At 71.0% G+C, this 21,993-nt stretch carries 18 protein-coding genes; 10 read left to right on the forward strand and 8 right to left on the reverse strand.

The features are described 5' to 3' along the window. Positions 1-6 precede the first annotated feature (6 nt). Positions 7-1,677: a GTPase gene (locus AB0M88_RS01595; RefSeq protein ID WP_364093786.1), complete on the reverse strand. Its 1,671-nt coding sequence runs from the start codon at positions 1,675-1,677 to the stop codon at positions 7-9. Further along, on the reverse strand, positions 1,674-3,401 hold the full coding sequence (locus AB0M88_RS01600; protein ID WP_364093964.1) for an ABC transporter: 1,728 nt from the start codon (positions 3,399-3,401) through the stop codon (positions 1,674-1,676). The genes AB0M88_RS01595 and AB0M88_RS01600 overlap by 4 nt, the downstream gene beginning before the upstream one ends. 423 nt (positions 3,402-3,824) lie before the next feature. Between AB0M88_RS01600 and dnaK the strand changes: the two genes are divergently transcribed. The 5 genes from dnaK (at position 3,825) to AB0M88_RS01625 (ending at position 9,284) form a co-directional block, all read left to right on the forward strand. Next, positions 3,825-5,720 carry a molecular chaperone DnaK gene (dnaK, locus tag AB0M88_RS01605; RefSeq protein ID WP_364093789.1) on the forward strand — a complete coding sequence of 632 codons (1,896 nt, stop codon included), beginning with the start codon at positions 3,825-3,827 and terminating at the stop codon, positions 5,718-5,720. After that, the gene (gene grpE, locus AB0M88_RS01610) at positions 5,717-6,343 is read left to right on the forward strand and encodes a nucleotide exchange factor GrpE (protein WP_364093791.1); all 627 of its coding nucleotides are present in this window, start codon (positions 5,717-5,719) and stop codon (positions 6,341-6,343) included. The genes dnaK and grpE overlap by 4 nt, the downstream gene beginning before the upstream one ends. Before the next feature lie 67 nt (positions 6,344-6,410). Beyond that, positions 6,411-7,598, forward strand: a complete 1,188-nt coding sequence (gene dnaJ, locus AB0M88_RS01615; RefSeq protein WP_364093793.1) for a molecular chaperone DnaJ — start codon at positions 6,411-6,413, stop codon at positions 7,596-7,598. A gap of 22 nt (positions 7,599-7,620) precedes the next feature. Continuing rightward, on the forward strand, positions 7,621-8,058 hold the full coding sequence (locus tag AB0M88_RS01620; protein WP_364093796.1) for a MerR family transcriptional regulator: 438 nt from the start codon (positions 7,621-7,623) through the stop codon (positions 8,056-8,058). A 125-nt stretch (positions 8,059-8,183) separates the two neighbouring features. Beyond that, a complete protein-coding gene (locus AB0M88_RS01625) occupies positions 8,184-9,284 on the forward strand; it encodes an NAD(P)/FAD-dependent oxidoreductase (protein ID WP_364093797.1) in 1,101 nt (366 codons plus the stop codon). A 137-nt stretch (positions 9,285-9,421) separates the two neighbouring features. Here AB0M88_RS01625 and AB0M88_RS01630 read toward each other — a convergent pair whose 3' ends face one another. From AB0M88_RS01630 to AB0M88_RS01645, 4 genes are all read right to left on the reverse strand, one after another. Continuing rightward, a complete protein-coding gene (locus AB0M88_RS01630) occupies positions 9,422-9,865 on the reverse strand; it encodes a hypothetical protein (RefSeq protein WP_364093800.1) in 444 nt (147 codons plus the stop codon). Positions 9,866-10,014: 149 nt separating this feature from the next. Next, positions 10,015-11,199 (reverse strand): cation:proton antiporter, encoded by a 1,185-nt coding sequence (locus tag AB0M88_RS01635; RefSeq protein WP_364093803.1) that lies wholly within the window; start codon positions 11,197-11,199, stop codon positions 10,015-10,017. Positions 11,200-11,207: 8 nt separating this feature from the next. Next, complete coding sequence (locus AB0M88_RS01640) at positions 11,208-11,696, reverse strand: cation:proton antiporter regulatory subunit (RefSeq protein ID WP_364093805.1); 489 nt, start codon at positions 11,694-11,696, stop codon at positions 11,208-11,210. After that, positions 11,644-12,894: a sugar efflux transporter gene (locus tag AB0M88_RS01645; RefSeq protein WP_364093806.1), complete on the reverse strand. Its 1,251-nt coding sequence runs from the start codon at positions 12,892-12,894 to the stop codon at positions 11,644-11,646. The genes AB0M88_RS01640 and AB0M88_RS01645 overlap by 53 nt, the downstream gene beginning before the upstream one ends. A 110-nt stretch (positions 12,895-13,004) precedes the next feature. Between AB0M88_RS01645 and clpB the strand changes: the two genes are divergently transcribed. Next, positions 13,005-15,593 carry an ATP-dependent chaperone ClpB gene (gene clpB, locus AB0M88_RS01650; RefSeq protein ID WP_364093809.1) on the forward strand — a complete coding sequence of 863 codons (2,589 nt, stop codon included), beginning with the start codon at positions 13,005-13,007 and terminating at the stop codon, positions 15,591-15,593. Positions 15,594-15,643: 50 nt separating this feature from the next. On the opposite strand, the gene AB0M88_RS01655 is transcribed toward clpB, so the two are convergent. Then, positions 15,644-15,820, reverse strand: coding sequence for a hypothetical protein (locus AB0M88_RS01655; RefSeq protein WP_364093812.1), 177 nt, complete (start codon positions 15,818-15,820; stop codon positions 15,644-15,646). Positions 15,821-16,171: 351 nt separating this feature from the next. Between AB0M88_RS01655 and AB0M88_RS01660 the strand changes: the two genes are divergently transcribed. From AB0M88_RS01660 to AB0M88_RS01675, 4 genes are all read left to right on the forward strand, one after another. Further along, a complete protein-coding gene (locus AB0M88_RS01660) occupies positions 16,172-17,416 on the forward strand; it encodes a hypothetical protein (protein WP_364093814.1) in 1,245 nt (414 codons plus the stop codon). A gap of 82 nt (positions 17,417-17,498) precedes the next feature. Then, the gene (locus tag AB0M88_RS01665; RefSeq protein ID WP_364093816.1) at positions 17,499-19,103 is read left to right on the forward strand and encodes a hypothetical protein; all 1,605 of its coding nucleotides are present in this window, start codon (positions 17,499-17,501) and stop codon (positions 19,101-19,103) included. An 834-nt stretch (positions 19,104-19,937) separates the two neighbouring features. Further along, positions 19,938-20,315, forward strand: coding sequence for a metalloregulator ArsR/SmtB family transcription factor (locus AB0M88_RS01670; protein ID WP_092549981.1), 378 nt, complete (start codon positions 19,938-19,940; stop codon positions 20,313-20,315). A 100-nt stretch (positions 20,316-20,415) separates the two neighbouring features. Next, positions 20,416-21,105: a class II aldolase/adducin family protein gene (locus AB0M88_RS01675; RefSeq protein ID WP_364093819.1), complete on the forward strand. Its 690-nt coding sequence runs from the start codon at positions 20,416-20,418 to the stop codon at positions 21,103-21,105. 10 nt (positions 21,106-21,115) lie between these two features. On the opposite strand, the gene AB0M88_RS01680 is transcribed toward AB0M88_RS01675, so the two are convergent. Next, positions 21,116-21,955 carry a DedA family protein gene (locus AB0M88_RS01680; protein WP_364093966.1) on the reverse strand — a complete coding sequence of 280 codons (840 nt, stop codon included), beginning with the start codon at positions 21,953-21,955 and terminating at the stop codon, positions 21,116-21,118. Between the last annotated feature and the right edge of the window lie 38 nt (positions 21,956-21,993).

Raw genomic sequence — 21,993 nt, forward strand, 5'->3', positions numbered from 1 at the left:
GAGAACCTACTCCGAACGCACCACGGTCAACGCTTCACGCGCCTGGGCGTAGGCGTTGAGCACCTCACGAACCGGCGCCACGACGTATTCACGGGCGACCTCGGTGATCGCCGAGCGCAGCCGCCCCTCGGCCTTGCGCCGGGCCCGCCGGGCACCCCAGTCGACGATCGGCCGCAGCAGGACCGCCAGCAGCAGCCCGAGCAACAGGCCGCCGAGCAGCATCAACGTCGGCATCGGCACCGCGCCGACCTGCGGGTAATCGAGGTCGGGCAGCGCCAGAAGCTGGATCAGGTAGCCGACGATCAGCCAGCCGAGCCCGCCGGCGGCGATCAGCGTCAGCAGCCACTGCAGCAGCCCGACGCCGCGCCACCAGAGCGGCGGCCGGCTCATGCCCAACTCGGTCTTGGCGACCGCGCGGTCGAGCGCGTCGGAGAGGTCGCCGGCCCGGGACCGGGCCGCGTTGTTGAGGGCCGGCGCCCAGATCTCGGGGAGAGGCGCCGCCGCGCGAGACGCGACGGCGCGGACCGAAAGGCCGACGGCGGCCTTCTGCGCCGCGTTGGCTTCGGGCACGGACGTACGGGGTGTGACCTCGGTGGACACGGCGTCCGTTGTCGGCTCGACGCCCAGGTGCAGTCGACGTAGTGGGTCAGGGCGCAACCGGCGCAGGCCGCGGACCAGCGGCCACCCGGTCGACGCGACCGCCCGTTGGCGGTAGGAGCCGGCGACCGCGTCGGCGACCGCGGGCACCCCGGCCGAGGCGGCGAGCGCGTCGGAGAGCTGCCGGACCGTCGCGCGGTCGATCTCGTCCTCCGCCGCCGGCGGCCCGATCATGTCGACCAGCTGCCCGCTGACCGCCTCCAGGTCGGCGCCGAGGCGGCGCAGAGCGGCCTGCCGTTCGGCGACCGTGCGCTCCAGGGCCGACCGCAGGTCGCTCAGCATGCCCGGCTGCTTGGCCGAGGTCGCGAGCACCGGCGCCCCGGTCATGCCGTCGTCCTCCAGCAGCCGCTTGAGGTCGGTCAGCACGATCTCGGTGTCGGCGGCGGTGAGCCGGTCGGCCTGATTGAGCACCACGATCGTCACGTCGGCGTGCGACCGGAACTGCGACAGGTAGGCCTGGTGGAGGATGCGGTCGCCGTACTTCTGCGGATCGACCACCCACACGATCTGGTCGACCAGGCCGAGCAGGCGGTCGACCTCGAGCCGGTGGCCGCGTTCGATCGAGTCGAAGTCGGGCAGGTCGAGCAGTACGAGCCCGCGCAGCGAGGCCTCGTCGTCGGCGTCGAGCGCGCTCTCCCGGATGAACCGCTGCCGCGGCAGCACGCCCACCCAGTCGAGCAGCTGGTTGGCCGGTTCGAGCGGGCCCCAGACGCAGGCGTGGGCGGCGCCGGTGGTCGGCCGGCGCACCCCGACCGGCGAGAGTTTGAGCCGGGCCAGCGCGTTGAACAGGCTGGACTTGCCGCTGCCGGTGCTCCCGGCGAGCGCGACCACGGTGTGGTCCCGCGACAGCGCGAGGCGGGTGCCGGCCCGCTCGACCAGCGTGTGCGCGGCGACCAGTTCGCCGTCGGGCAGATAGGGGTCGGTGAGCCGGAGGAACTTGGCCAGCGCCTCCAGGCGCAGCACCAGGCGTTCGGCTTTCACCCGATCGGAATCTCGGACGACTTTTTCCACGAGACTCACTTCGTGCTCCCCGTCAGCGCCAGGTCAGCGCGGGCGCTCTCCACCGCCGCGGCGGCCCGCCGCAGCTCACTGCCCGGATCGGCCTCGATGCCGACGGCGGCGGTGCGGTCGGTGAACCGCGCCGACTCCTGGTCGAGCAGCTCGTCGACCCGGGCCAGAAGGTCTTCGCGGGCGCGCGTGGCGAGGGCCCGGATCGCCTGGTCGCCGAAGATCGCCTCGAGCACTTTCTGCGCCGCCACCGTAGTGCCCGCCCCGACCGCGACCTCGAGCCCGGTCGGCAGGAACGCGGTCGAGGTGAAGACCGCGATCATCACGGCCAGGCCGACGCCGTTGACCGCGTAGGCCGCGCCGCGGGCCACGACGCGTTTCTCCCCGCCCTCCTCGCGCACCAGGTCGAGCACCCGCTGCTGCCAGTCGCGGACCAGGCGGTCGGCGCGTTCGGGCAGGTCGGCGCCGGGTTTCTGCAGCTCGGGCACCAGCAGCGCGGCGCCCGCCGGGTGGGCCTGCCAGGACCCGTACGCCTGCTCGGCCGCGTCGGAAGCGACCCCGCGCAACAGCGTGACCAGCTGGGACTCGAGGGCCGACTGCAGGTTGCGCCCGGGCAGCGGCCGCCCGGTGAGCGCCGAGAGGAGCTTGTCGCGCAGCTGGCCGACCTTGCTTTCCAGGGCCTTGAGGAACTCGCCGGTGCCGACGAACTCCTGCCACCGGGCGAGCACCTCGCCGCGCAGCAGCCGGCCGTCGCGCAGCCCGTCGCTAACAGTGCGCTTGGCGTTGCGGTAGGCCTGCTGCACCCGGTCTTCGAGGGCCTTGGCCGCGATGATCTGCTCGTCGGCCGCCTCGGCCAGTCCGGCCACCGCCGGGCTGAGGGCGATCAGCGCGCCGTTGAGGGTCTGCCGGACCACCGTGCCGCGGGCGTCGGAGTCGGCCGCGAGCTGGGCGAACCAGTCGTGCAGCGGCCGGGTCACGTCCTCCGACAGCATGCCCTGGCCGTCGAGGGTGGCCTCGGGCAGCACGAACAGCGGCGCCCCGCCGAGGTCGCGGCCGGCCAGCATCTCCTGCAGGTGGGCGGTGACGTCGCCGGCCGCGTCGGCCGGCACCCGGTCGAGGACCAGGGCGATCACGGTGCCGCGCAGGCGGGCGGTGGTGAGCAGCTCCCACGGCACCGCGTCGGCATAGCGCGCGGCCGTGGTCACGAACAGCCAGAGGTCGGCGGCGGCCAGCAGCTGCGCGGCCAGCGCCCGGTTGCGGTCGACCACCGAGTCGATGTCGGGCGCGTCGAGGAAGGCCAGCCCGGCGCCGAGCGCGGGGGCCGACACCAGCTGGAGCGTGCGCGGGTCGGCGCTCGACTCGGCGGTGCGCACCAGCCCGGGCAGCAGCTGGCCGCGCTGGAACCAGCCCAGGTCGGCCGGGTTGCTGACCAGGACCGGCGAGCGGGTGGTCGGGCGCAGCACCCCGGTCGTGCTGACCGGGGCCCGCACCAGGCTGTTGACCAGTGTCGACTTGCCCGCGCCGGTGGAGCCGCCGACCACCACGAGCAGCGGCGCGTCGAGCCGGGCGAGGCGGGGAAGGAGGTAGTCGTCGAGCTGGGCGACCAACGCCGTGCCGACCTTGCGGGCCTCCTCGGCCGAGGGCATCACGAGCGGGTAGCCCGCGCCACCGATCGCCGCGCGCAGGCGGCTCAGGGCGTTAGCTAGATCACTCAGTGCGGGCGGTGGCTCGGCCATCGGCGGCCATTCCGGAGGAGGGGTGGTGCCGGCCTTGACGGGGAGATCGGAATGTGGCTGACGAGGCACGACGGCATCCGTACGATCAGAGTGGCTGATCGCGCTGTCCCGCCCGGCTGCGTCCTTCGTGCTGGCGGCGGGGTCCTTCCTACCTGCGGCGGGGACGGCGGAAAGGGCCGACGGACCGACCGCGTCACCGTGCGTCGTCACGGGTAAAGAGTGCCCGATCGATGCATGCAGGACAACAGCAGCCGGTATGCCGTGACCGATACGGTACCGCTCCCGGCGCGCCGTCCCTTAGTTGCGCCGAGTCGGCTCAACCTCGACTTGACGACCTGCGCGGCCGTGGCATCATTGAGTCGGTTCCACTCAACCTTGAGTAGCCGTGCTCTTACGAAGCAGCCCAGTTAGCGAGGACCAACCATGGCACGTGCGGTCGGCATCGACCTCGGCACCACGAACTCCTGCGTCAGCGTTCTGGAAGGAGGCGAGCCCACCGTCATCGCCAACGCGGAGGGCTCCCGGACGACCCCGTCGATCGTCGCCTTCGCCCGCAACGGCGAGGTGCTCGTCGGCGAGGTCGCCAAGCGCCAGGCGGTGACCAACCCCGACCGGACGATCCGCTCGGTCAAGCGCGAGGTCGGCACCAACTGGTCGATCGACATCGACGGCAAGAAGTACACCCCGCAGGAGATCTCCGCGCGGGTCCTGATGAAGCTGAAGCGCGACTCCGAGGCATACCTCGGCGAGACGGTGACCGACGCGGTCATCACCGTGCCGGCCTACTTCAACGACGCGCAGCGCCAGGCAACCAAGGAGGCGGGCGAGATCGCCGGCCTCAACGTCCTGCGCATCGTCAACGAGCCCACCGCGGCCGCCCTGGCCTACGGCCTCGACAAGGGCTCCAAGGAGCAGACCGTCCTGGTCTTCGACCTCGGCGGCGGCACCTTCGACGTCTCGCTGCTCGAGCTGGGTGACGGCGTCATCGAGGTGAAGTCGACCTCGGGTGACAACCACCTCGGCGGCGACGACTGGGACCAGCGGGTCATCGACCACCTGGTCAAGACGTTCCGCGGTGAGCACGGCATCGACCTCGGCTCGGACAAGATGGCCCTCCAGCGTCTGCGCGAGGCCGCCGAGAAGGCGAAGATCGAGCTGTCCGCCGCGACCACCACCAGCATCAACCTGCCCTACATCACGGCCGGCCCGGACGGGCCGCTGCACCTCGACATGAACCTGAGCCGGGCCGAGTTCCAGCGCATGACGCAGGACCTGCTCGACCGCTGCAAGGGCCCGTTCGAGTCCGCGATCAAGGACGCCGACGTCAAGCTCTCCGACGTCGACCACGTGATCCTGGTCGGCGGCTCGACCCGCATGCCCGCGGTCACCGACCTGGTCAAGAGCCTCACCGGCAAGGAGCCCAACAAGGGCGTCAACCCGGACGAGGTCGTCGCGGTCGGTGCCGCCCTGCAGGCCGGCGTGCTCAAGGGCGAGGTCAAGGACGTTCTGCTCCTCGACGTCACCCCGCTGTCCCTCGGCATCGAGACCAAGGGCGGCATCATGCACAAGCTGGTCGAGCGCAACACGACCATCCCGGCGCACCGCTCCGAGGTCTACACCACGGCCGACGACAACCAGCCGTCCGTGCTGATCCAGGTCTTCCAGGGCGAGCGCGAGATGGCGGCGTACAACAAGAAGCTCGGCACCTTCGAGCTCAGCGGCATCGCGCCGGCCCCCCGCGGGGTCCCGCAGATCGAGGTCTCGTTCGACATCGACGCGAACGGCATCGTGCACGTGTCCGCCAAGGACCTGGGCACGGGCAAGGAGCAGAAGATGACGATCACCGGGGGCTCCGCGCTGCCGAAGGACGACATCGAGCGCATGATGCGCGACGCCCAGGACCACGCGGACGAGGACAAGAAGCGCCGCGAGGACGCGGAGACCCGCAACCTGGCCGAGCAGCTGCAGTGGCAGACCGAGAAGTTCCTGGCCGAGAGCGGCGACAAGCTGCCCGAGGAGAGCCGGAACAACATCAGCGAGGCGCTGGGCGAGCTGCGTGGCGCGCTCGGCGGCACCGACATCGAGAAGATCAAGTCGGCTCACGAGCGGCTGTCCCAGGTCTCCCAGGAGGCCGGCTCGCTGCTCTACAACCAGCAGGGCGGCGCCCCGTCCGACGGCACCCAGGGTGCCCCGGGCGCGGACGGCACCCAGGGTGCTCCGGGTGGCGCGGCCACCGGGGGTCCGGCGGCCGGCGGGCCGGCGGCCGGAGGTGCCGACGACGTCGTCGACGCCGAGATCGTGGAGGACGACAAGAAGTGACTGCCGCGGACGACGAGAACGACGGTCAGGCGACCGAGCGGGTCGTCATCCGGGACCGCCGCAAGATCGATGCGAAGTCCGAGGCCGGCAAGGCCTCGGCGGGCAAGACCTCCGCCGGGCCCGGCGCGCACCGCGCGGCCGACCCGGAGGAGGCCACGCCCGAGGTCGTGGAGGCCACGCCGGCTCTCGGTGCCGAGTTGGAGGCACTGCGGAGCGAACTCGACGAGCGCACCCACGACCTGCAGCGGGTCACAGCCGAGTACGCCAACTACCGCAAGCGGGTCGACCGCGACCGGGGTGCGGCGGCGGAGCTGACCACCGGTGCGGTCCTGACCGCCCTGCTTCCGGTGCTCGACGACATCGATCGGGCGCGCGAGCACGGCGACCTGGTCGGGCCGTTCGCCTCGGTGGCCGAGTCACTCACCGCGGTGACCGGCAAGCTCGGGCTGGCGGCCTTCGGAGAGAAGGGCGACGCGTTCGACCCCAACCGCCACGAGGCGGTCGCGCACCAGACGTCAGCCGACGTCACGGAGCCGACCTGCGTCGAGGTGATGCGCCGGGGCTACACCCTGGGCGAGCGGCTGCTGCGGCCCGCCCTGGTCGCGGTAGCCGACCCGGAGTGATCTCACACGTTAGTCCCGCCCGCCGCGCCGCGGTGGGCGGGACCGGCCACTGAAGGGGGCGGACGAGATGAGCTCGAAGGACTGGCTCGAAAAGGACTTCTACTCCGTACTTGGTGTGAGCAAGTCCGCCTCCAGCGACGAGATCAAGAAGTCGTACCGGAAGCTGGCCCGCGACCTGCACCCCGACCGCAATCCCGACAACCGGGAGGCGGAGGAGAAGTTCAAGGCCGCGTCCGAGGCGTACGACGTGCTCTCGGACGACAAGAAGCGCAAGGAATACGACGAGATGCGCTCGCTGTTCGGCTCGGGCGCGTTCCGGCGCGGGGCCCGGTCGGGCGGCGGCCAGTTCGACCCCTCCGACCTGTTCGGCGGCTTCACCGGTGGCACCGGCGCCGGCTCGGCCGGCGACCGGCGGTTCGGCGGGGCCGGCTTCTCCGACATCTTCAGCTCGATCTTCTCCGGCGGCGGGCCCACCGGCCCGGCCCGGCGCGGCCCGCAGCGCGGACGCGACGTGGAGACCGAGGTGACGCTCGACTTCGCGCAGGCGGTCCGCGGCACCACCCTGCCACTGACGCTGCGGTCGCCGGGTGCCTGCGACACCTGTCACGGCACCGGCGCCAAGCCGGGCACCCAGCCCCGCACGTGCCCGCAGTGCCAGGGTTCCGGCCTGACCTCGCGTAACCAGGGCTCGTTCAGCTTCTCCGAGCCGTGCCGCGAGTGCCAGGGCGCGGGCAGCATCGTCGACGAGAAGTGCCCGGAGTGCCGGGGCACGGGCGGGGTCACCAAGACCCGCACGATCAACGTCCGGTTCCCGGCCGGGGTCTCCGACGGGCAGCGCATCCGGCTCTCGGGCCGGGGCGAGCCGGGCGAGCGCAACGGTGCCGCGGGTGACCTCTATGTGCAGGTCAACGTGCGGCCCGACGAGTTGTTCGGACGCAGCGGCGACGACCTGACACTGACCGTGCCGGTGTCGATCGCCGAGGCGGTGCTCGGCACCGACCTGCGAGTGCCCACGCTGGACAGCCCGGTCACCCTGCGGGTGCCGCCGGGCACGCCGAGCGGCCGCAAACTGCGGGCGCGCGGCAAGGGGGTCGCCCGCAAGGACGGCAAGTCGGGAGATCTGATCGTCACCGTCGAGGTCCAGGTGCCCGACGGTGTCACGGGGGAAGCCCGGGATGCGCTGGAGCGGTTCGCCAAGCTGACTCCGCCGATCGGGCGTGAACGGCTCGAGGCGCGCCTGCGCCGGGCCGGCTGACCCGCAGCAGGAGGTGGGCCCGATGTATGAAGAGCTCAACATCTCGGTGGAGCAGTCCTCGGAGGCCAAGGTGCTGATCATCTCGGTCGCCGCTCGGATGGCCGGGATGCACCCGCAGACACTCCGGCAGTACGACCGGCTCGGGCTGGTTCAGCCCGGCCGGGCCGGTGGCGGGGGCCGGCGCTACAGCCAGCGCGACGTCGCGTTGCTGCGCGAAGTGCAGAAGCTGAGCCAGGAAGAGGGCGTCAACCTGGCCGGCATCAAGCGGATCATCGGTCTCGAGCAGCTGGTCGGTGATCTCCAGCAGCGGTTGCGCGAGCTCGAGCACCAGCTCGACGAGGCGTACACGCGGATCGCCCAGCTCGAGAGCCCGTACACCCGGGGAGATCTGGTGCGGCACGAGCCGCCGTCGACCGCCCTGGTCGTCTGGCGCCCGCGCCGCTCGGCCGACAACAAGTAGGTAGCTGGAGAAAGGTGGCCTGGCCGCCTTTCTTTTGTGTCTTGACGAACATGTTCGTCAAGAACTCGTTCTTGTACCGTGAGCTTTGGGCATTCCCCCCGCCCTCCAGCTACGGGAGACCAAAAATGATCACGATTGTCGGCGCCGGACTCGGCGGTCTGACCCTGGCCCGCGTGCTCGGCGTGCACGGCGTCGAAACCGTCGTCTACGACCTTGACGCCTCACCGGCCGCCCGCCACCAGGGCGGCATGCTCGACATGCACGAGGAGTCGGGTCAGATGGCGCTGCGCGCGGCCGGCCTGTTCGCCGAGTTCCAGTCGGCGGTCCTGCCCGGCGGCGACGCCAGCCGAGTGCTCGACAAACACGGCGCGGTGCTGCTCGACCAGCCGGGCGACGGCCGGCGGCCCGAGATCGACCGCGGCGTCCTGCGCGACCTGCTGCTCCACTCGCTGCCCGAGGGCACGGTGCGCTGGGGTGCCCGGGTCACCGGGGTCCGCCCGACCTCCGGCGGCTACGAGCTGACCTTCGCCGGCGGGCCCACCGAGACGACCGAGCTGCTGGTCGGGGCGGACGGGGCCTGGTCGCGGGTGCGGCCGCTGCTCACCGGCGACCAGCCGGTCTACGCCGGGCTCTCATTCGTCGAGATCCGGGTGCCGCGGGCCCGGGCCGACCACCCGCGGCTGGCCGACGTGGTCGGCGACGGCATGCTCTTCGCCCTCGACGACGAGCGCGGCTTCCTGGCCCACCGCGAGAGCGACGACGAGCTCTGCGTCTACGTCGCGATCAAGAAGCCGGCCGAGTGGGCGACCGGCGGCGAGGTCAGCCGCGAGTCGCTGCTCGCCCTGTTCCCGGACTGGCACGCCGACCTGCGGTCCCTGGTGTCGGAGAGCGAGGGCGCGCTGATCCCCCGGCCGATCTATGCCCTGCCGATCGGGCAGCGCTGGCCCCGCGTGCCCGGGGTCACCCTGGTCGGGGACGCCGCCCACCTGATGTCACCGTTCGCCGGCGAGGGCGCCAACCTGGCGATGCAGGACGCCGCCGAGCTGGCGCGGGCGATCGTCGCGCACCCGGCCGACCTCGAGGCGGCACTCGGCGCCTACGAGAGTGCGATGTTCCCGCGGGCGCGCGGGGCAGCCGAGGAGTCCATGCGCAATCTGGTCGACCTGTTCCAGCCGGGCGCGGGCCGCCGCCTGGCCGACTTCTTCAGCAGCATGCCGACCGGCTGATCGGCAGCCGGCGGCCCCCCACCCCTGTTTCGGGTGGGGTCGAGTGAAGCAGGCGGGTACGACAATGGCGCCGGGATATCCACCGGCCACGCGGAATCGCCCGGCCGCGAGAACGGCCCGGCGGGTGATCTGGCCGGCTAGCGACCGAAGATGCCGAGGCGGCGGGGGTGGCGGACGAGGCCGCCCTCGATCCACTCGGCGTATTCGAAGACTTCGGGGCGGTTCATCAGCACGCGGCAGTTGTGGGCCCAGATGGACATCGGCTCGTCGCCGACCTCCTCGGCCCGCTCGACGTACTTCTTGAGCCGCCGCTTGCGCTGATTGGTCGCGTTTTGTCGCACTCCGTCAGCGGCGTAGATGTACATGCAGTGTTGGGCGAAACGCCGGGCCGGGCACTGCCGGTCCATCGCCAGCTCGAAGAGCGTGGGCGCCAGCACGTCTCCGGCGATCAGAAGGTCCCAGTCCGGGGGCATGCTGTCGAGCGGCACCGACTCCGGGTGGTAGGCCCACGCCTGAATCTCCTCCGGCCGAGGGTCGGCCGGGTTGGAGAATCCGTAGAAAGTCGACTCACGCACTGCCACGCTACCGCCTCCCTAAGAATCCCCGCTAACACACAGTCGTCGGTCCGGAACGGTAGCGCGCCTGAGGCGGGAGATGAAAGTCTCTACGGATCACATTCGGATACTGGGAAGTAACATAGTGCTGCCATCGAGGCAGTTGATCTTCAGAGTTACTGAAGTGCCCGCTGAGCAGCCATTCGCCGGCGAACAAGTGTCTTGAACCAGACGTAGTCGGGGAGGCGGGCGAGCAGCGGCCCGGACACTACCGTGATCAATACGTAGGCGGTCGCGAGGGGCGCCAGCCGCGGTTGCACGCCCGACGCGACGGCCAGTCCGGCGATCACGATCGAGAACTCGCCGCGGGGCATCAGGGCCAGACCCGCCCGCAACCGGCCAGGCAGCGCGATGCCGACCCGCCGGCCGGCCAGGTAGCCGGTCACGACCTTGGTCAACATCGTCAGAACGGCCAGTCCAAGGGCGGGAAGCAGCACCGGCGGTATGTCGCGCGGGTCGGTCGAGAGGCCGAAGAACACGAAGAAGACGGCCGCGAACAGGTCGCGCAGCGGAGACAGCATCTCGGTCGCGTGGTGCGCGACCGGGCCCGAGATCGCGATGCCGACCAGGAACGCGCCGACCGCGGCCGACACCTTGAGCTCGGCCGCCACGCCGCCGACCAGCAGGGTCAGGCCGAGCACGCTGAGTAGTAGAGCCTCGGGGTCGCGTACCGACATGAGACGGCTGATCGTGCTGCCGTAGCGGATCGCCACGACCAGCACCGCGATGACCGTGACGACGGCCACGCCGAGTGCCTTCAGCCCACCGGCCAGCCCGATCCCGGCCAGCACGGCCGTCACGGCCGGCAGATAGAAGGCCATCGCGAGATCCTCGATGACCAGCACCGAGAGGATCACCGGGGTCTCCCGGTTGCCGAGCCGGCCCAGGTCGCCCAGCACCTTGGCGATCACGCCGGAGGAGGAGACCCAGGTGATGCCGGCCAGCACCAGGGCGGCCCGCCAGTCCCAGCCCAGCAGCAGTGCGAAACCGGCCCCGGGCAGCGCGTTGAGCGCGGCGTCGAGCAGCCCGGCCGGAGCGGCCGCCCGCAGGTTGCCGACCAGCTCGTCGGCCGAATATTCGAGGCCCAGCATGACCAGCAGCAGGACCACGCCGATCTCGGCGCCGACCCGGATGAACTCCTCGCTGGCCGACAGCGGCAGCAGCCCGCCGCGCCCGAACGCGAGACCGGCCAGCAGATAGAGCGGAATCGGCGACAGGCCGACGCTGCGACCCAGCCGCCCGAGCATGCCGAGCGCGAACAGCAGCGCCCCGACTTCGATCAGCAGGGTCGTTACGTGCATGGGCCGGCCTAGTCGCCGGCGAGGATCGCGCCGACGCCGTCGAGCCCCTCGCGGGTGCCGACGGCGACCACCACGTCGCCGGCCTCGAAGACAAAGGACGGGCCGGGCGACGCGATCACGTCGCGGTCGCGCAGCACCGCGACGATGGACGCGCTGGTGCGGGTGCGGGCGCGGGTGTCGCCGAGCTTGCGGCCCACGAACGGCGAGCCGGCGGGCAGGGCGATCTGCTCGGTGAGCAGCCCCGCCGCCTGCTGGCGAAGCCCGGCCAGCTGGCTGAGCATCAGCGACGCGCCGAGCACGTCGGCGAGCGCGGACGCCTCGTCGTCGGTCAGCGGGATCGAGGCGAGGCAGGCGTCGGGGTCGTCCTCGGCGTACAGCACGAGGTCGCGGCGGCCGTTGCGGTGCGAGACCACGCCGACCGTCCGGCCGGAGGCGGTGACCAGGTCATGCCGGACGCCTATCCCCGGCAGGGACGTCTGCTCCACTCGCACGCGCACGCCTCAACCGTAGCGTCGATCCACTTGCGGCGGGCCGGGTCACCAGCAGCAACAGCACGCCGAGCAGGCACAACGCGAAGTTCATGGCGTACGCCCAGCGGTAGTCGGTGTGCTGGGCGAGGCCGAGCAGCGGGCCGGCCAGGATCTGCCCGATCGGGAAGGTGTTGGTGAACAATGTGGTCGCCCGGCCCGGCTCGGCCGGCATCATGTCCTGCACGTAGGTGATGCCGAGGCTCGACACCGACGCGATATAGAGCGCGTTGACGATCTGGGCCGCGAGCAGCACCCAGACCGCGGGCGCGCCGAACACGATCGCCGAATAGATCACCCCGCAGGCGGAACCGGCCAGGATCAGGGCGCGTACGGAGATCCGGCGCGTCAGCAGTCCGAACCCGAGCATCAGCGGAATCTCGAGGGCGGCGCACAGCCCGAGGATCAGCCCCGCGCTGCCGACCGAGCCGTGCAGGTCGTGCTCGATGAACAGGGCCAGCGCCTGCACGCCGAGCACCATCGGGGCCTGCATCAGGGTGAACGCCAGCACGGTCAGCCAGATCGTGACCCGCGGGGCGGCCGGTGCGGGGACCGGTGGCGGTTGTTCCGGGTCGACGGCCGGCGCCTCTACTTCGGACAGCCAGCCGAACGCGACGAAGGCGGCCAGGGCGTACATGGCGGCGGCGGTGCCGAAGACCGCGGTGAAGCCGCCGTGGCCGAGCAGCAGCGCGGCAATCGGCGGCCCACCGACGTACGCGAGGGAGAAAACCGTGCGCAGGGCGCTGATCCCCAGCGCGGCCCGGGCCGGGTCGTCGCGTTGCAGGACTTCCCGGGCGTACGCGAAGGTTTGCGGAAAGAGTGCCCCGGCGACCGCCGTGACCGTCGTCGTGAGCGCGAGCAGAGTCCAGTAGTCGCGGATCACCGCGGTGAGCCCGCAGCCGATCACGCCGGCCACCGCGGCGATGATCAGCAAGAGGCGGCGCATCGGCCGCTGGTCGGAGAGCCGGCCGATCACCCAGGACGAGGCCACGCCGGCCAGCGGGCCGGCGACCAGGAAGACCGTGACCTTGACCGGGCCGGCGTCGACCGAGGTGGCGAGAAACAGTGCGAGGAACGGGCCGACCAGCGCGAGCGACAGCCCGGCGGCGAGAAAGGCCAGGCCGAGCGGGAGCAGCCGCCGGGCGAGGGTAAAGGGCGGCGGGCTCACAAGTCGTTACCGTACCCGGAGATGTCTTCCGATCCGCGTTGTCGATGGCGCTCCGGGGCTCTAGAGTTGAGCGCACAACGCTCAAGTTTGCGGGAAGCCCAGGGGAGCGGATGAACGCCGAACGTCTGACCACCAAGAGCCGTGACGTCATCACCGGAGCGGTCGCCGACGCCGGGCGGCGCGGCCACGCCACGGTCGAACCGTGGCACATGTTGCTTTCCTTGCTCGACCAGGGCGGATCGACCGCCCCCGCGCTGCTGCGCGCGGTCGGGGCCAACCCGGCCGACGTCCGGCGGGCCGCGGTGCGCGCGATCGAGCAGCTGCCCTCGGCCCGCGGATCCAGCCGGGCCGAGCCCAGCCTCTCGCGCGAGTTCGTCAACGCCATCGGCGAGGCCGAGCTCATCGCCAAGCCGCTCGGCGACGAATACGTCTCGACCGAGCACCTGCTGGGCGGGCTCGCCCGGGTCGGCGGGCCGGTCGGGCAGGTCCTCAAGGACGTCGGAGCCACCGAGGAGGCGCTCGTCGCGGCCTATCCGCAGGTGCGCGGCGGCGAACGCCGGGTGACCACCGCCGATCCCGAGCAGACCTACCAGGCCCTGGAGAAATACAGCGTCGACCTGACCGCGCTCGCCCGCGACGGCAAGATCGACCCGGTCATCGGGCGCGACACCGAGATCCGCCGGGTCGTGCAGGTCCTCTCCCGGCGCACCAAGAACAACCCGGTGCTGATCGGCGAGCCGGGTGTCGGCAAGACCGCGATCGTCGAGGGCCTGGCCCAGCGCATCGTGGCCGGTGACGTGCCGGAGACCCTGCGCGACAAGCGGCTGGTCTCGCTCGACCTGGGCGCGATGGTGGCCGGCGCGCAATACCGCGGACAGTTCGAGGAGCGGCTCAAGAGCGTCCTCGAGGAGATCCGCAACTCCAACGGGCAGGTCGTCACGTTCCTCGACGAGCTGCACACCGTGGTCGGCGCGGGCAAGGGCGAGGGCTCGATGGACGCCGGCAACATGCTCAAGCCGATGCTGGCCCGCGGCGAGCTGCGCATGGTCGGCGCGACCACGCTCGACGAATACCGCGAGCACATCGAGAAGGACCCGGCCCTCGAGCGGCGCTTCCAGCCGGTCGTGGTCGGCGAGCCGACGGTCGAGGACACGATCGGCATCCTGCGCGGGCTCAAGGGCCGATATGAGGCTCATCACCGCGTACAGATAACCGACGGCGCGCTCGTCGCGGCAGCCAGCCTGAGCGACCGCTACATCAGCGACCGGTTCCTGCCCGACAAGGCGATCGACCTGATCGACGAGGCCGCGTCGCGGCTCCGCATGGAGATCGACTCCCGGCCGGTCGAGCTCGACCAGCTCCAGCGGCAGGTCGACCGGATGCGCGTCGAGAAGCTGGCGCTCGACAAGGAGACCGACCCGGCCTCCCGCGACCGGCTGGACCGCCTCGAGCGTGACCTGGCCGACCGCGAGGAGGAACTGACCGCGCTCAACGCCCGGTGGGAGCGCGAGCGGGGCGGCCTCAACCGGGTCGGCGAGCTGAAGAAGAAGCTCGACGAGGTCAAGGCCTCGCTCGAGCGTGCCCAGCGGGACGCCGAGTGGGAGACGGCGTCGCGGCTGCAATATCAGGAGATACCCGCGCTGGAGCACGAGCTGGCCACCGCCTCCGCGGCCGATGAGGAGGCTTCCGCCGAGCCGCCCATGGTCAAGGAGGAGGTCGCGGCCGACGACATCGCCGAGGTGATCTCCGCGTGGACCGGCATCCCGGCCGGCCGGATGATGGAGGGCGAAACCCACAAACTCCTCCGGATGGAGGAGTCGCTGCAGGCCAAGGTGGTCGGGCAGAGCGAGGCCGTCGCGGCCGTCGCCGGAGCCGTACGCCGTTCGCGCGCCGGCATCGCCGACCCCGACCGTCCGACCGGTAGTTTCCTCTTCCTCGGTCCGACCGGTGTCGGCAAGACGGAGCTGGCCAAGGCGCTGGCCGGATTCCTCTTCGACGACGAGCGGGCGATGGTCCGCATCGACATGAGCGAGTACGGCGAGAAGCACTCGGTGGCCCGGCTGGTCGGTGCCCCTCCCGGTTACGTCGGGTACGAGGAGGGCGGCCAGCTGACCGAGGCGGTGCGCCGCAGGCCCTACAGCGTGGTGCTGCTCGACGAGGTGGAGAAGGCCCACCCCGACGTCTTCGACGTGCTGCTCCAGGTGCTCGACGACGGGCGGCTCACCGACGGCCAGGGGCGGACGGTCGACTTCCGCAACGCGATCCTGGTGCTGACCTCCAACCTGGGGTCGCAGGCGGCCGACTTCACGATGGGTGACGAGGAGCGCCGCGACGAGGTGCTCGCGGTGGTGCGGGCCCACTTCAAGCCCGAGTTCCTCAACCGGCTCGACGACATCGTGGTCTTCCACGCGCTGACCAAGGACGACCTGGCGGCGATCGTCGACATCCAGCTCGGGCGGCTCCGGGCCCGGCTCGCCGAGCGGCGGCTCACGCTCGAGGTCACCCGGCCCGCGGTCGAGTGGCTGGGCGAGCACGGCTACGACCCGATCTACGGCGCCCGGCCGCTGCGGCGGCTCGTGCAGTCGGCGATCGGCGACTCGCTGGCCAAGGCGCTGCTGGCGGGCGAGATCCGCGACGGCGACACGGTGGTCGCCGACCTCCGCGACACCAAGGACGGGCTGACGGTCTTCCGCGGCTGATTTCACCCATGAAGAAGCCCCGGGATTTCTCCCGGGGCCTTCTTCACTGCTTACTGCGTCGCCTCCCGCTGGCGGTAGGCCTGCGTCATCAGTACGTCGGTGACGAGGTGTTCTCCGTCGGAGGACCAGATGCGGATGCCGTCGCGGTGGAGCTGATAGCGGACGTCTTTGAACCTGGTCCTCGTGTCGTCATGGTGAACGACGGTCAGTGTGTCGGCGTGTGGCATGGGACTCACCGGTCCTTAACAGGTCTTGGGGCCGCCGCGGCGTGGTCACGCGGCCGGCGCTCAGGGATCTGGCGCCCGAATGCGGTCTGCCTCGGCCCCGGCGATGCGGTGGCGGGGCGGGCGACCCGTGATGCGGGCACGCGGCGTCGCGGAAGCTCTCTGCTGCCCGCTCGGCGCCACGGAGGGAACTATAGGTCGGGGCGTCGACTCGTGTCGCCCCCTGATCAGGCGACCTATTTCCGGATATTTCCGTCATCGTCGCCCGATGTTGCCGCAGCCGGCCGGTGCTCGCCCCGCGGTCGCGGATATGGCGACCGACCGATACCGTAAGTGGATCTATAAGGGGGAATCGTGACCGTTCCGACCTACCCGGGATACCCCGGAGCCGCACCGGCGCCGAAGTCGCGACCGACGATCGTCACGGTCGCCATGTACCTGCTGTTCCTCGTCGCGTTCTTCGAGCTGGTGGACGCGATCGTCGCCTTCTCGGTCTACCCGAAGATCTCCGACGCGATCAAGGACGCCTACGCAGGCACCAGCGTCGAAGGCGCCGAGGGCATCGCCGCGGTCAGCTCGGTCATCGGCGCGGTGATCAGCCTGCTGTTCGCCGGCGGTCTGGCCGTGCTCGGCATCCTCGACGGCCGCGGCCGCAACGTCGCCCGCATCATCACCTGGGTGGTCGGCGGTCTCTCCCTCTGCTGCTTCGGCGCCGGCCTGGGCAGCAACGCCCTGGTTAGCTCGGTCAACACCAGCGACACCACGAGCGGCGGGCCGTCCTCGGCCGAGGTCCAGGACCGCATCAACGCGGCGCTCCCCTCCTGGTACGAGGGCACCACGGTCACGATCGCGGTGGTCTCGCTGCTGGCGGTCCTGGCCGTGATCATCCTGCTCGCGCTGCCGGCCTCGAACCAGTTCTTCCGCAAGCAGCCGGCCGGCTTCGACCCGTACTACCCGGGCGCCTACGGCCAGCCTGGCTACCCCGGCCAGCCCGGCCAGTCGCCGTACCCCGCGCCTGGCCAGTCGCCTTATCCGGCCCCGGGCCAGTCGCCGTACCCCGCGCCCGGTCAGCCCCCTTACCCGGCCCCGGGTCAGTCGCCCTATCCGGCGCCCGGCCAGCCTCCCCAGTCCGGTTACGGGCAGTCCGGTCATGGGCAGCCCGGCTTTGGGCAGCCCGGTCAGCCGGCGCCCGGCCAGCCGCCGCAGCCCGGTGGTTACGGGCAGCCCGGTCAGCCGGCTCCCGGTCTTCCGCCGTACCCGGGTGGCCCCGGCACCCCGCCGCCGCCTCCGGGCAGCGCGCCGCCCTACCCGGGCCAGCCCTACCCCGGGCCGCCCGGCGCTCCTGGGTCGCCCGCTCAGCCGCCTTACCCGGGCCAGCCTTACCCGGGCCAGCCTTACCCGGGCCAGCCTTACCCGGGCCAGCCCTACCCGGGGCAGCCGGGTGCACCGGGCTCGCCGGCTCAGCCGCCCTATCCGGGCCAGCCCGGTTCGCCGGACCAGCCGCCCCACCCCGGCCAGCCCGGTTCGCCGGACCAGCCGCCCCACCGGGATCAGCAGCCGCCGGCCGACCCCGATGAGGGATCCCGGCCGCCGGCCTGATCGCAGCTCCGACCGTCTACCCGCGCTCGCCGGCGAGCGCGGGTAGTTTCTTGCCCAACGGACAATCCGCGGGGAGTCGTCGATGTCGTACCCAGCCCAGCCGCCGCAGCCCACCGCACCGGCGCCGGCCCCGCCACAACCGAGCGGCCCGCCGTCGGTGGTGACCGCCGCGTCCGCCCTGCTCTGGGTGATGGCCACGGCCGGGCTGATCTACGCCGGCGTCACGCTCGCGGTCGTGCCGGGCGTCGTGCACCGGTTCCGTTCGGGGGTGGCCGGCAGCGACGACATCGACACCTACGTGTCGGTGATCTGGCTCGGGGCCGCGGTCGCGCTGGCCGTGGCGGTCATCCTGTTCGCGCTCTACGTCGTGCTCGGGGTGGGATTGCGCCGCGGCAGCAACGGCGCCCGCATCGCGACGCTGGTGATCAGCGCGCTCGGAGTGCTCGGCGGCGCGATCGCGGCGATCACGGTGGGCCTGGAGCGGAGCGGGAACGAGCCGGCCGGGTCGCTGGGCGAGCGGTTGAGCGGTGCGTACCCCGGCGGGTGGATCAGCACCAACGTCGGGCTCGCGGTGGCGCAGATCGTGGCGTACGCGATCGTTCTGGTCCTGGTGTTGCGCGCACCGCGCGCCTTCTTCCTCGGCATGCCGGCCGGCGCGCAGATGCCGCCGGTCTACGGCGGGTCATATCCGCCCGGCTATCCCGCTCAGCCCGGCTATCCGGGGGTGGCGCAGCCCGGCTATCCGGCTCCGGGCCAGCCCGGCTATCCCGCCCCCACGTCCGGCCTGTCCGGCTACGCGGCCCCGACGTCCGGCCTGCCGGGTTACGCGGCTTCGGCGCCGGGTCAGTCCGGCTACTCCGCGCCGGCTCCCGGCCAGCCTGGCTACCCGCCCTCGGCCCCCGAGCAACTGGGTTACGCCGCGCCGACGCCGGGTCAGCCTGGATACGCGGCGCCGGGTCAGCCTGGCTATGCCGTGCCCGGCCAGCCTGGCTATGCCGTGCCCGGCCAGCCTGGCTATGCCGTGCCCGGCCAGCCTGGCCATGCCGTGCCCGGCCAGCCTGGCCATGCGGCGCCGGATCACGCTGGATACGCGGCGCCGGGTCAGCCGGCTGGGCCGGGGGAAGGGCAGCCGGGGTTCCCCGGGCCGGGTAACGCCGCCGGGCAGCCCGGCTACGCCGCCTACCCGGGCCAGCCGGGCCACGCCGGCACCTACCCTGGGCAGCCCGGCTATCCGGGTGGCTACCCGGGTCAGCCGAGCGAATACGCGGCCCCCGGCAGCCATCCGGGCCAGGCCGGCGGTGTCGACCAGGGGCCGGTCGGCGGGAGCGGTGCGGCTGCTTCAGGGCCCGTCGGCGGCGCCTTCGGTGCGGGCGATGGCGGTAATCAGGAGCGGTCGGCGGCCGCCGGGGTTTCGGAAACTGGGGTCGAGGCACCCCGGGAGAGTGATTCCGGTGATGAGAATGCGGCACCGACGGCTTCCGAAATGACCGCCGGGGAGGCCGTTTCGGCGCCGTCCGGGGCGGCTTCGGGGTCGGATGAGGCGAGCTACCATGGCGCGACGGCGGCCGATAACGGTCGGCCGGTGGTCGGCGACGCCGGCCCGGGAGCGATCCCATCGGAGGCCCCGCCGGCCGTCGGCAAGGCTCCGGCCTCGGAGGACGAGTACTGGAAGCGGCCGTCCGACTAGTCCCCGGTCGAGTGGTAACACATAGACGATCGTGGGTCACCCGAACGGGTACGTTTGACCCCCCAAGTTGTCCCCCTTTCGGTCGTCCGGATATCTCTGCCCTGGCCGGTCGGAGGGGTTTTTTTGCTGGATGGGTAAACGTCCCGTCACACGATTCACAGGACCTTCTCAGCCCCCCGTCCGGGTGATCTGTCGCGCCCGCCTCATGTGACGCGAGACATACGGGCTTTGAGCTGCATCGATGCTTTCCGGAACGGGCGAAAGGGACCGCCTGAACCGTAAACTTTGTTTTCAGATCCTCTCAGGCTTGCGGGTCAATCGTTCCCTTCGGGCCCGGTGGGGCGAAAGGTTCCGGTTTCGTTCCAGCCAGTACGCTCGATACATGGAAGCACGCCACGACCTGGGTAAATTCATCACTGAATTGACCGTCGCAGAGCGTGGCGCCGTGCTTTCATCGGGTCGTGAACTTCTGGGTCCGAGGTACCCGGTCTAGAAGATCGCGCAGGGTGGTGGCACGACAACCGCTAGGTGGTAAGAGTCACCGGAAAACCGGATCAGTGGCTCGAAACAGATCGACGAATTGACAATGTGGGGCGTCTCACTCCGGGGGCGGGGATCGAGAGCTCGACACGGATGGGCAGCGACCAGACGGCGGCTGAGGCGTTGCAGGAGGCAGAGACCGAAGTCGGTGTCGCCGTAAAGGTTGGTCAGGGGGCCGGGTTACCGGCTGTCCATCGATCGACCGAGACGGCAGTTGATCTCGGCCTTACGGCCTGAAAGTTAGCCGGTTCGTTCCTGCGCACATGCAGGAGAATCGATGCAGTTGGTGGAAGGATGGAGATCGTGGGAACTGCGTTGGCGGAAATGACAATGCCTCAGATCTCGCCGCTTGCCGGCGAGCCAATTGAACGTGCCGACGCCGAGCGGCTCGCGGGAGTGCTGAAGGCACTCGCCGATCCGGCCCGGCTGCGGCTGCTCAGCCTTATTCAGTCCGCAACGGACGGCGAAGCCTGTGTGTGTGACCTGACCGCTCCTCTCGGGCTCTCGCAGCCGACGGTCAGCCATCACCTGCGCATCCTCACCGAGGCCGGTCTGCTGGAGCGCGAAAAGCGGGGTGTCTGGGCGTACTACCGCCTGGTCCCGTCGGCCATCGCGACGATCGCCGACCTGCTTACCCCGCCGCGCAAGCGGGCTACGAAGAAGGCGCGCTGACCGCACCCGTAAAGGGAACGCCTGGCGTCACCTGAAGACCGCGTGACGCCAGGCCGACGACTCCGTCTCCAGTCCACCCCCAGGACCCGAGGAGAAACGGGTGAATTACGTTCCCGGCGACCTGCGCGATCAACTCGCGCACGTGGGGTACGACGTGGTCCAGGCCGGTCTCGTCTGTGGTTCCGGTGGCAATCTGTCCGCCCGGATCCCCGACGAGGACGCCATCTGGGTCACGGCCGCCGGCAGCTGGCTCGACCGGCTGAGCCGCACCACCTTCACCGCTGTGCGGGCCTCCGACGGCGCGCCGACCACGGTCGGCAACGTCCCGGCCCAGCAGACGGCCCAGCAGACGGCGCCGCGGATCGAGCCGACCAGTGAGCTCGCGCTGCACCTCGCCCTCTACCGGGCCCGGCCCGACGTCAACGCGATCGTCCACCTGCACCCGCAGACGGCGCTGCTGCTCGACGCCCTGGGCGAACACATCCGGATCGTGACCACCGATCACGCCTTCTATCTGCGACGGGTGTCGACGGTGCCGTTCCGCCTGCCGGGCAGCATCGAGCTGGCGAGCCTGGCCGCGGCGATGGCGGCCGACGGCACCGACTGCCTGGTGCTCAGCCACCACGGAAGCGTGGTCCTCGGCGACTCGGTCGAGATGGCCCACAAGCGGGCCCGCAACCTCGAGGAAGCCGCCCAGCTGACCTATCGTGCCGTTCAGGCCGGCCGGCTGGAAAACCTGCGGGACTGCCCGGACGAATTCGTGAACCGGCTCGACCGCGTCACGGTCTGAGCACGACCGCTCAACGGCGGTGTGACCTCGGCGGCTGCCGGTCGTCTTCATCGTCCTCATCGCGTACGGCCTCGGCCAGGCCGGCGATGCTGGCCGCGGCGACCACACCGATCGCGGCGGCGGCGTCCGGCCCGCCGGAGGCCGCGCTGCTGCTCTGCAGGCTAGAGGCATCGCCGCCGCGCTTCTTCGCCCGGCGCTCTCGAATGATCTCGATGAGGATCGGGAGCAGCGAGATCAGCACGATCAGCGCGACCACCGGCAGGATGTAGTGGTCGATCTTGTCGCCGATGGCGTCGTAGATCTGCTGGGCCAGCGAGTGCCCGATGATCAACACGCCGTCGGCCCAGATGATGCCGCCGACCGCGTTCCACAGGAGGAACTTGCCGGCCGACATGCCCAGCGTGCCCGCGACCGGGTTGAGGAACGTGCGGACGATCGGGATGAACCGGGCCAGCACCACCGCCTTGGCCGGGCCGAACTTCTCGAAGTAGTACTCGGCCTTCTCCACGTACTCCCGCTTGAAGAGCTTGGAGTCGGGCTTCTCGAACATGCGCCGGCCGTAGCGCGCGCCCAGCCAGTGCCCGAGCTGAGCGCCGAGGATCGCGCAGATCGGTGCGCCGATCAGCAGACCGGTGTAGGAGATCTGGGTGCCCGGACCGAAGATCGAGTCGGCGACCGGCGAGGCCGCGACCCCGGCCAGGAACAGCAGCGAGTCGCCGGGGAAGAAGAACCCGACCAGTAGGCCGGTCTCGGCGAACATGATCGCCCAGACGCCGAACAGACCGAAGGTGTGTAGCAGATCCTTCGCGTTCAGCGGGTTGAAGGCGAGCTGCTCGGCGACCGTACGCATGTCCACGGAGAGCAGGGTACCGGCCGGACACCGGCCGG

It is taken from the genome of Actinoplanes sp. NPDC051411 (assembly GCF_040682075.1).
Taxonomy (GTDB): Bacteria; Actinomycetota; Actinomycetes; order Mycobacteriales; family Micromonosporaceae; genus Actinoplanes.

Coding starts and splice junctions, on each gene's coding strand:
- AB0M88_RS01680 (WP_364093966.1), bottom strand. CDS start 21,955: ATGCGTACGGTCGCCGAGCAGCTCGCCTTCAACCCGCTGAACGCGAAG.
- AB0M88_RS01670 (WP_092549981.1), top strand. CDS start 19,938: ATGGAGATCGTGGGAACTGCGTTGGCGGAAATGACAATGCCTCAGATC.
- AB0M88_RS01635 (WP_364093803.1), bottom strand. CDS start 11,199: ATGCACGTAACGACCCTGCTGATCGAAGTCGGGGCGCTGCTGTTCGCG.
- AB0M88_RS01620 (WP_364093796.1), top strand. CDS start 7,621: ATGTATGAAGAGCTCAACATCTCGGTGGAGCAGTCCTCGGAGGCCAAG.
- dnaJ (WP_364093793.1), top strand. CDS start 6,411: ATGAGCTCGAAGGACTGGCTCGAAAAGGACTTCTACTCCGTACTTGGT.
- AB0M88_RS01600 (WP_364093964.1), bottom strand. CDS start 3,401: ATGGCCGAGCCACCGCCCGCACTGAGTGATCTAGCTAACGCCCTGAGC.
- AB0M88_RS01655 (WP_364093812.1), bottom strand. CDS start 15,820: ATGCCACACGCCGACACACTGACCGTCGTTCACCATGACGACACGAGG.
- AB0M88_RS01625 (WP_364093797.1), top strand. CDS start 8,184: ATGATCACGATTGTCGGCGCCGGACTCGGCGGTCTGACCCTGGCCCGC.
- AB0M88_RS01665 (WP_364093816.1), top strand. CDS start 17,499: ATGTCGTACCCAGCCCAGCCGCCGCAGCCCACCGCACCGGCGCCGGCC.
- dnaK (WP_364093789.1), top strand. CDS start 3,825: ATGGCACGTGCGGTCGGCATCGACCTCGGCACCACGAACTCCTGCGTC.
- clpB (WP_364093809.1), top strand. CDS start 13,005: ATGAACGCCGAACGTCTGACCACCAAGAGCCGTGACGTCATCACCGGA.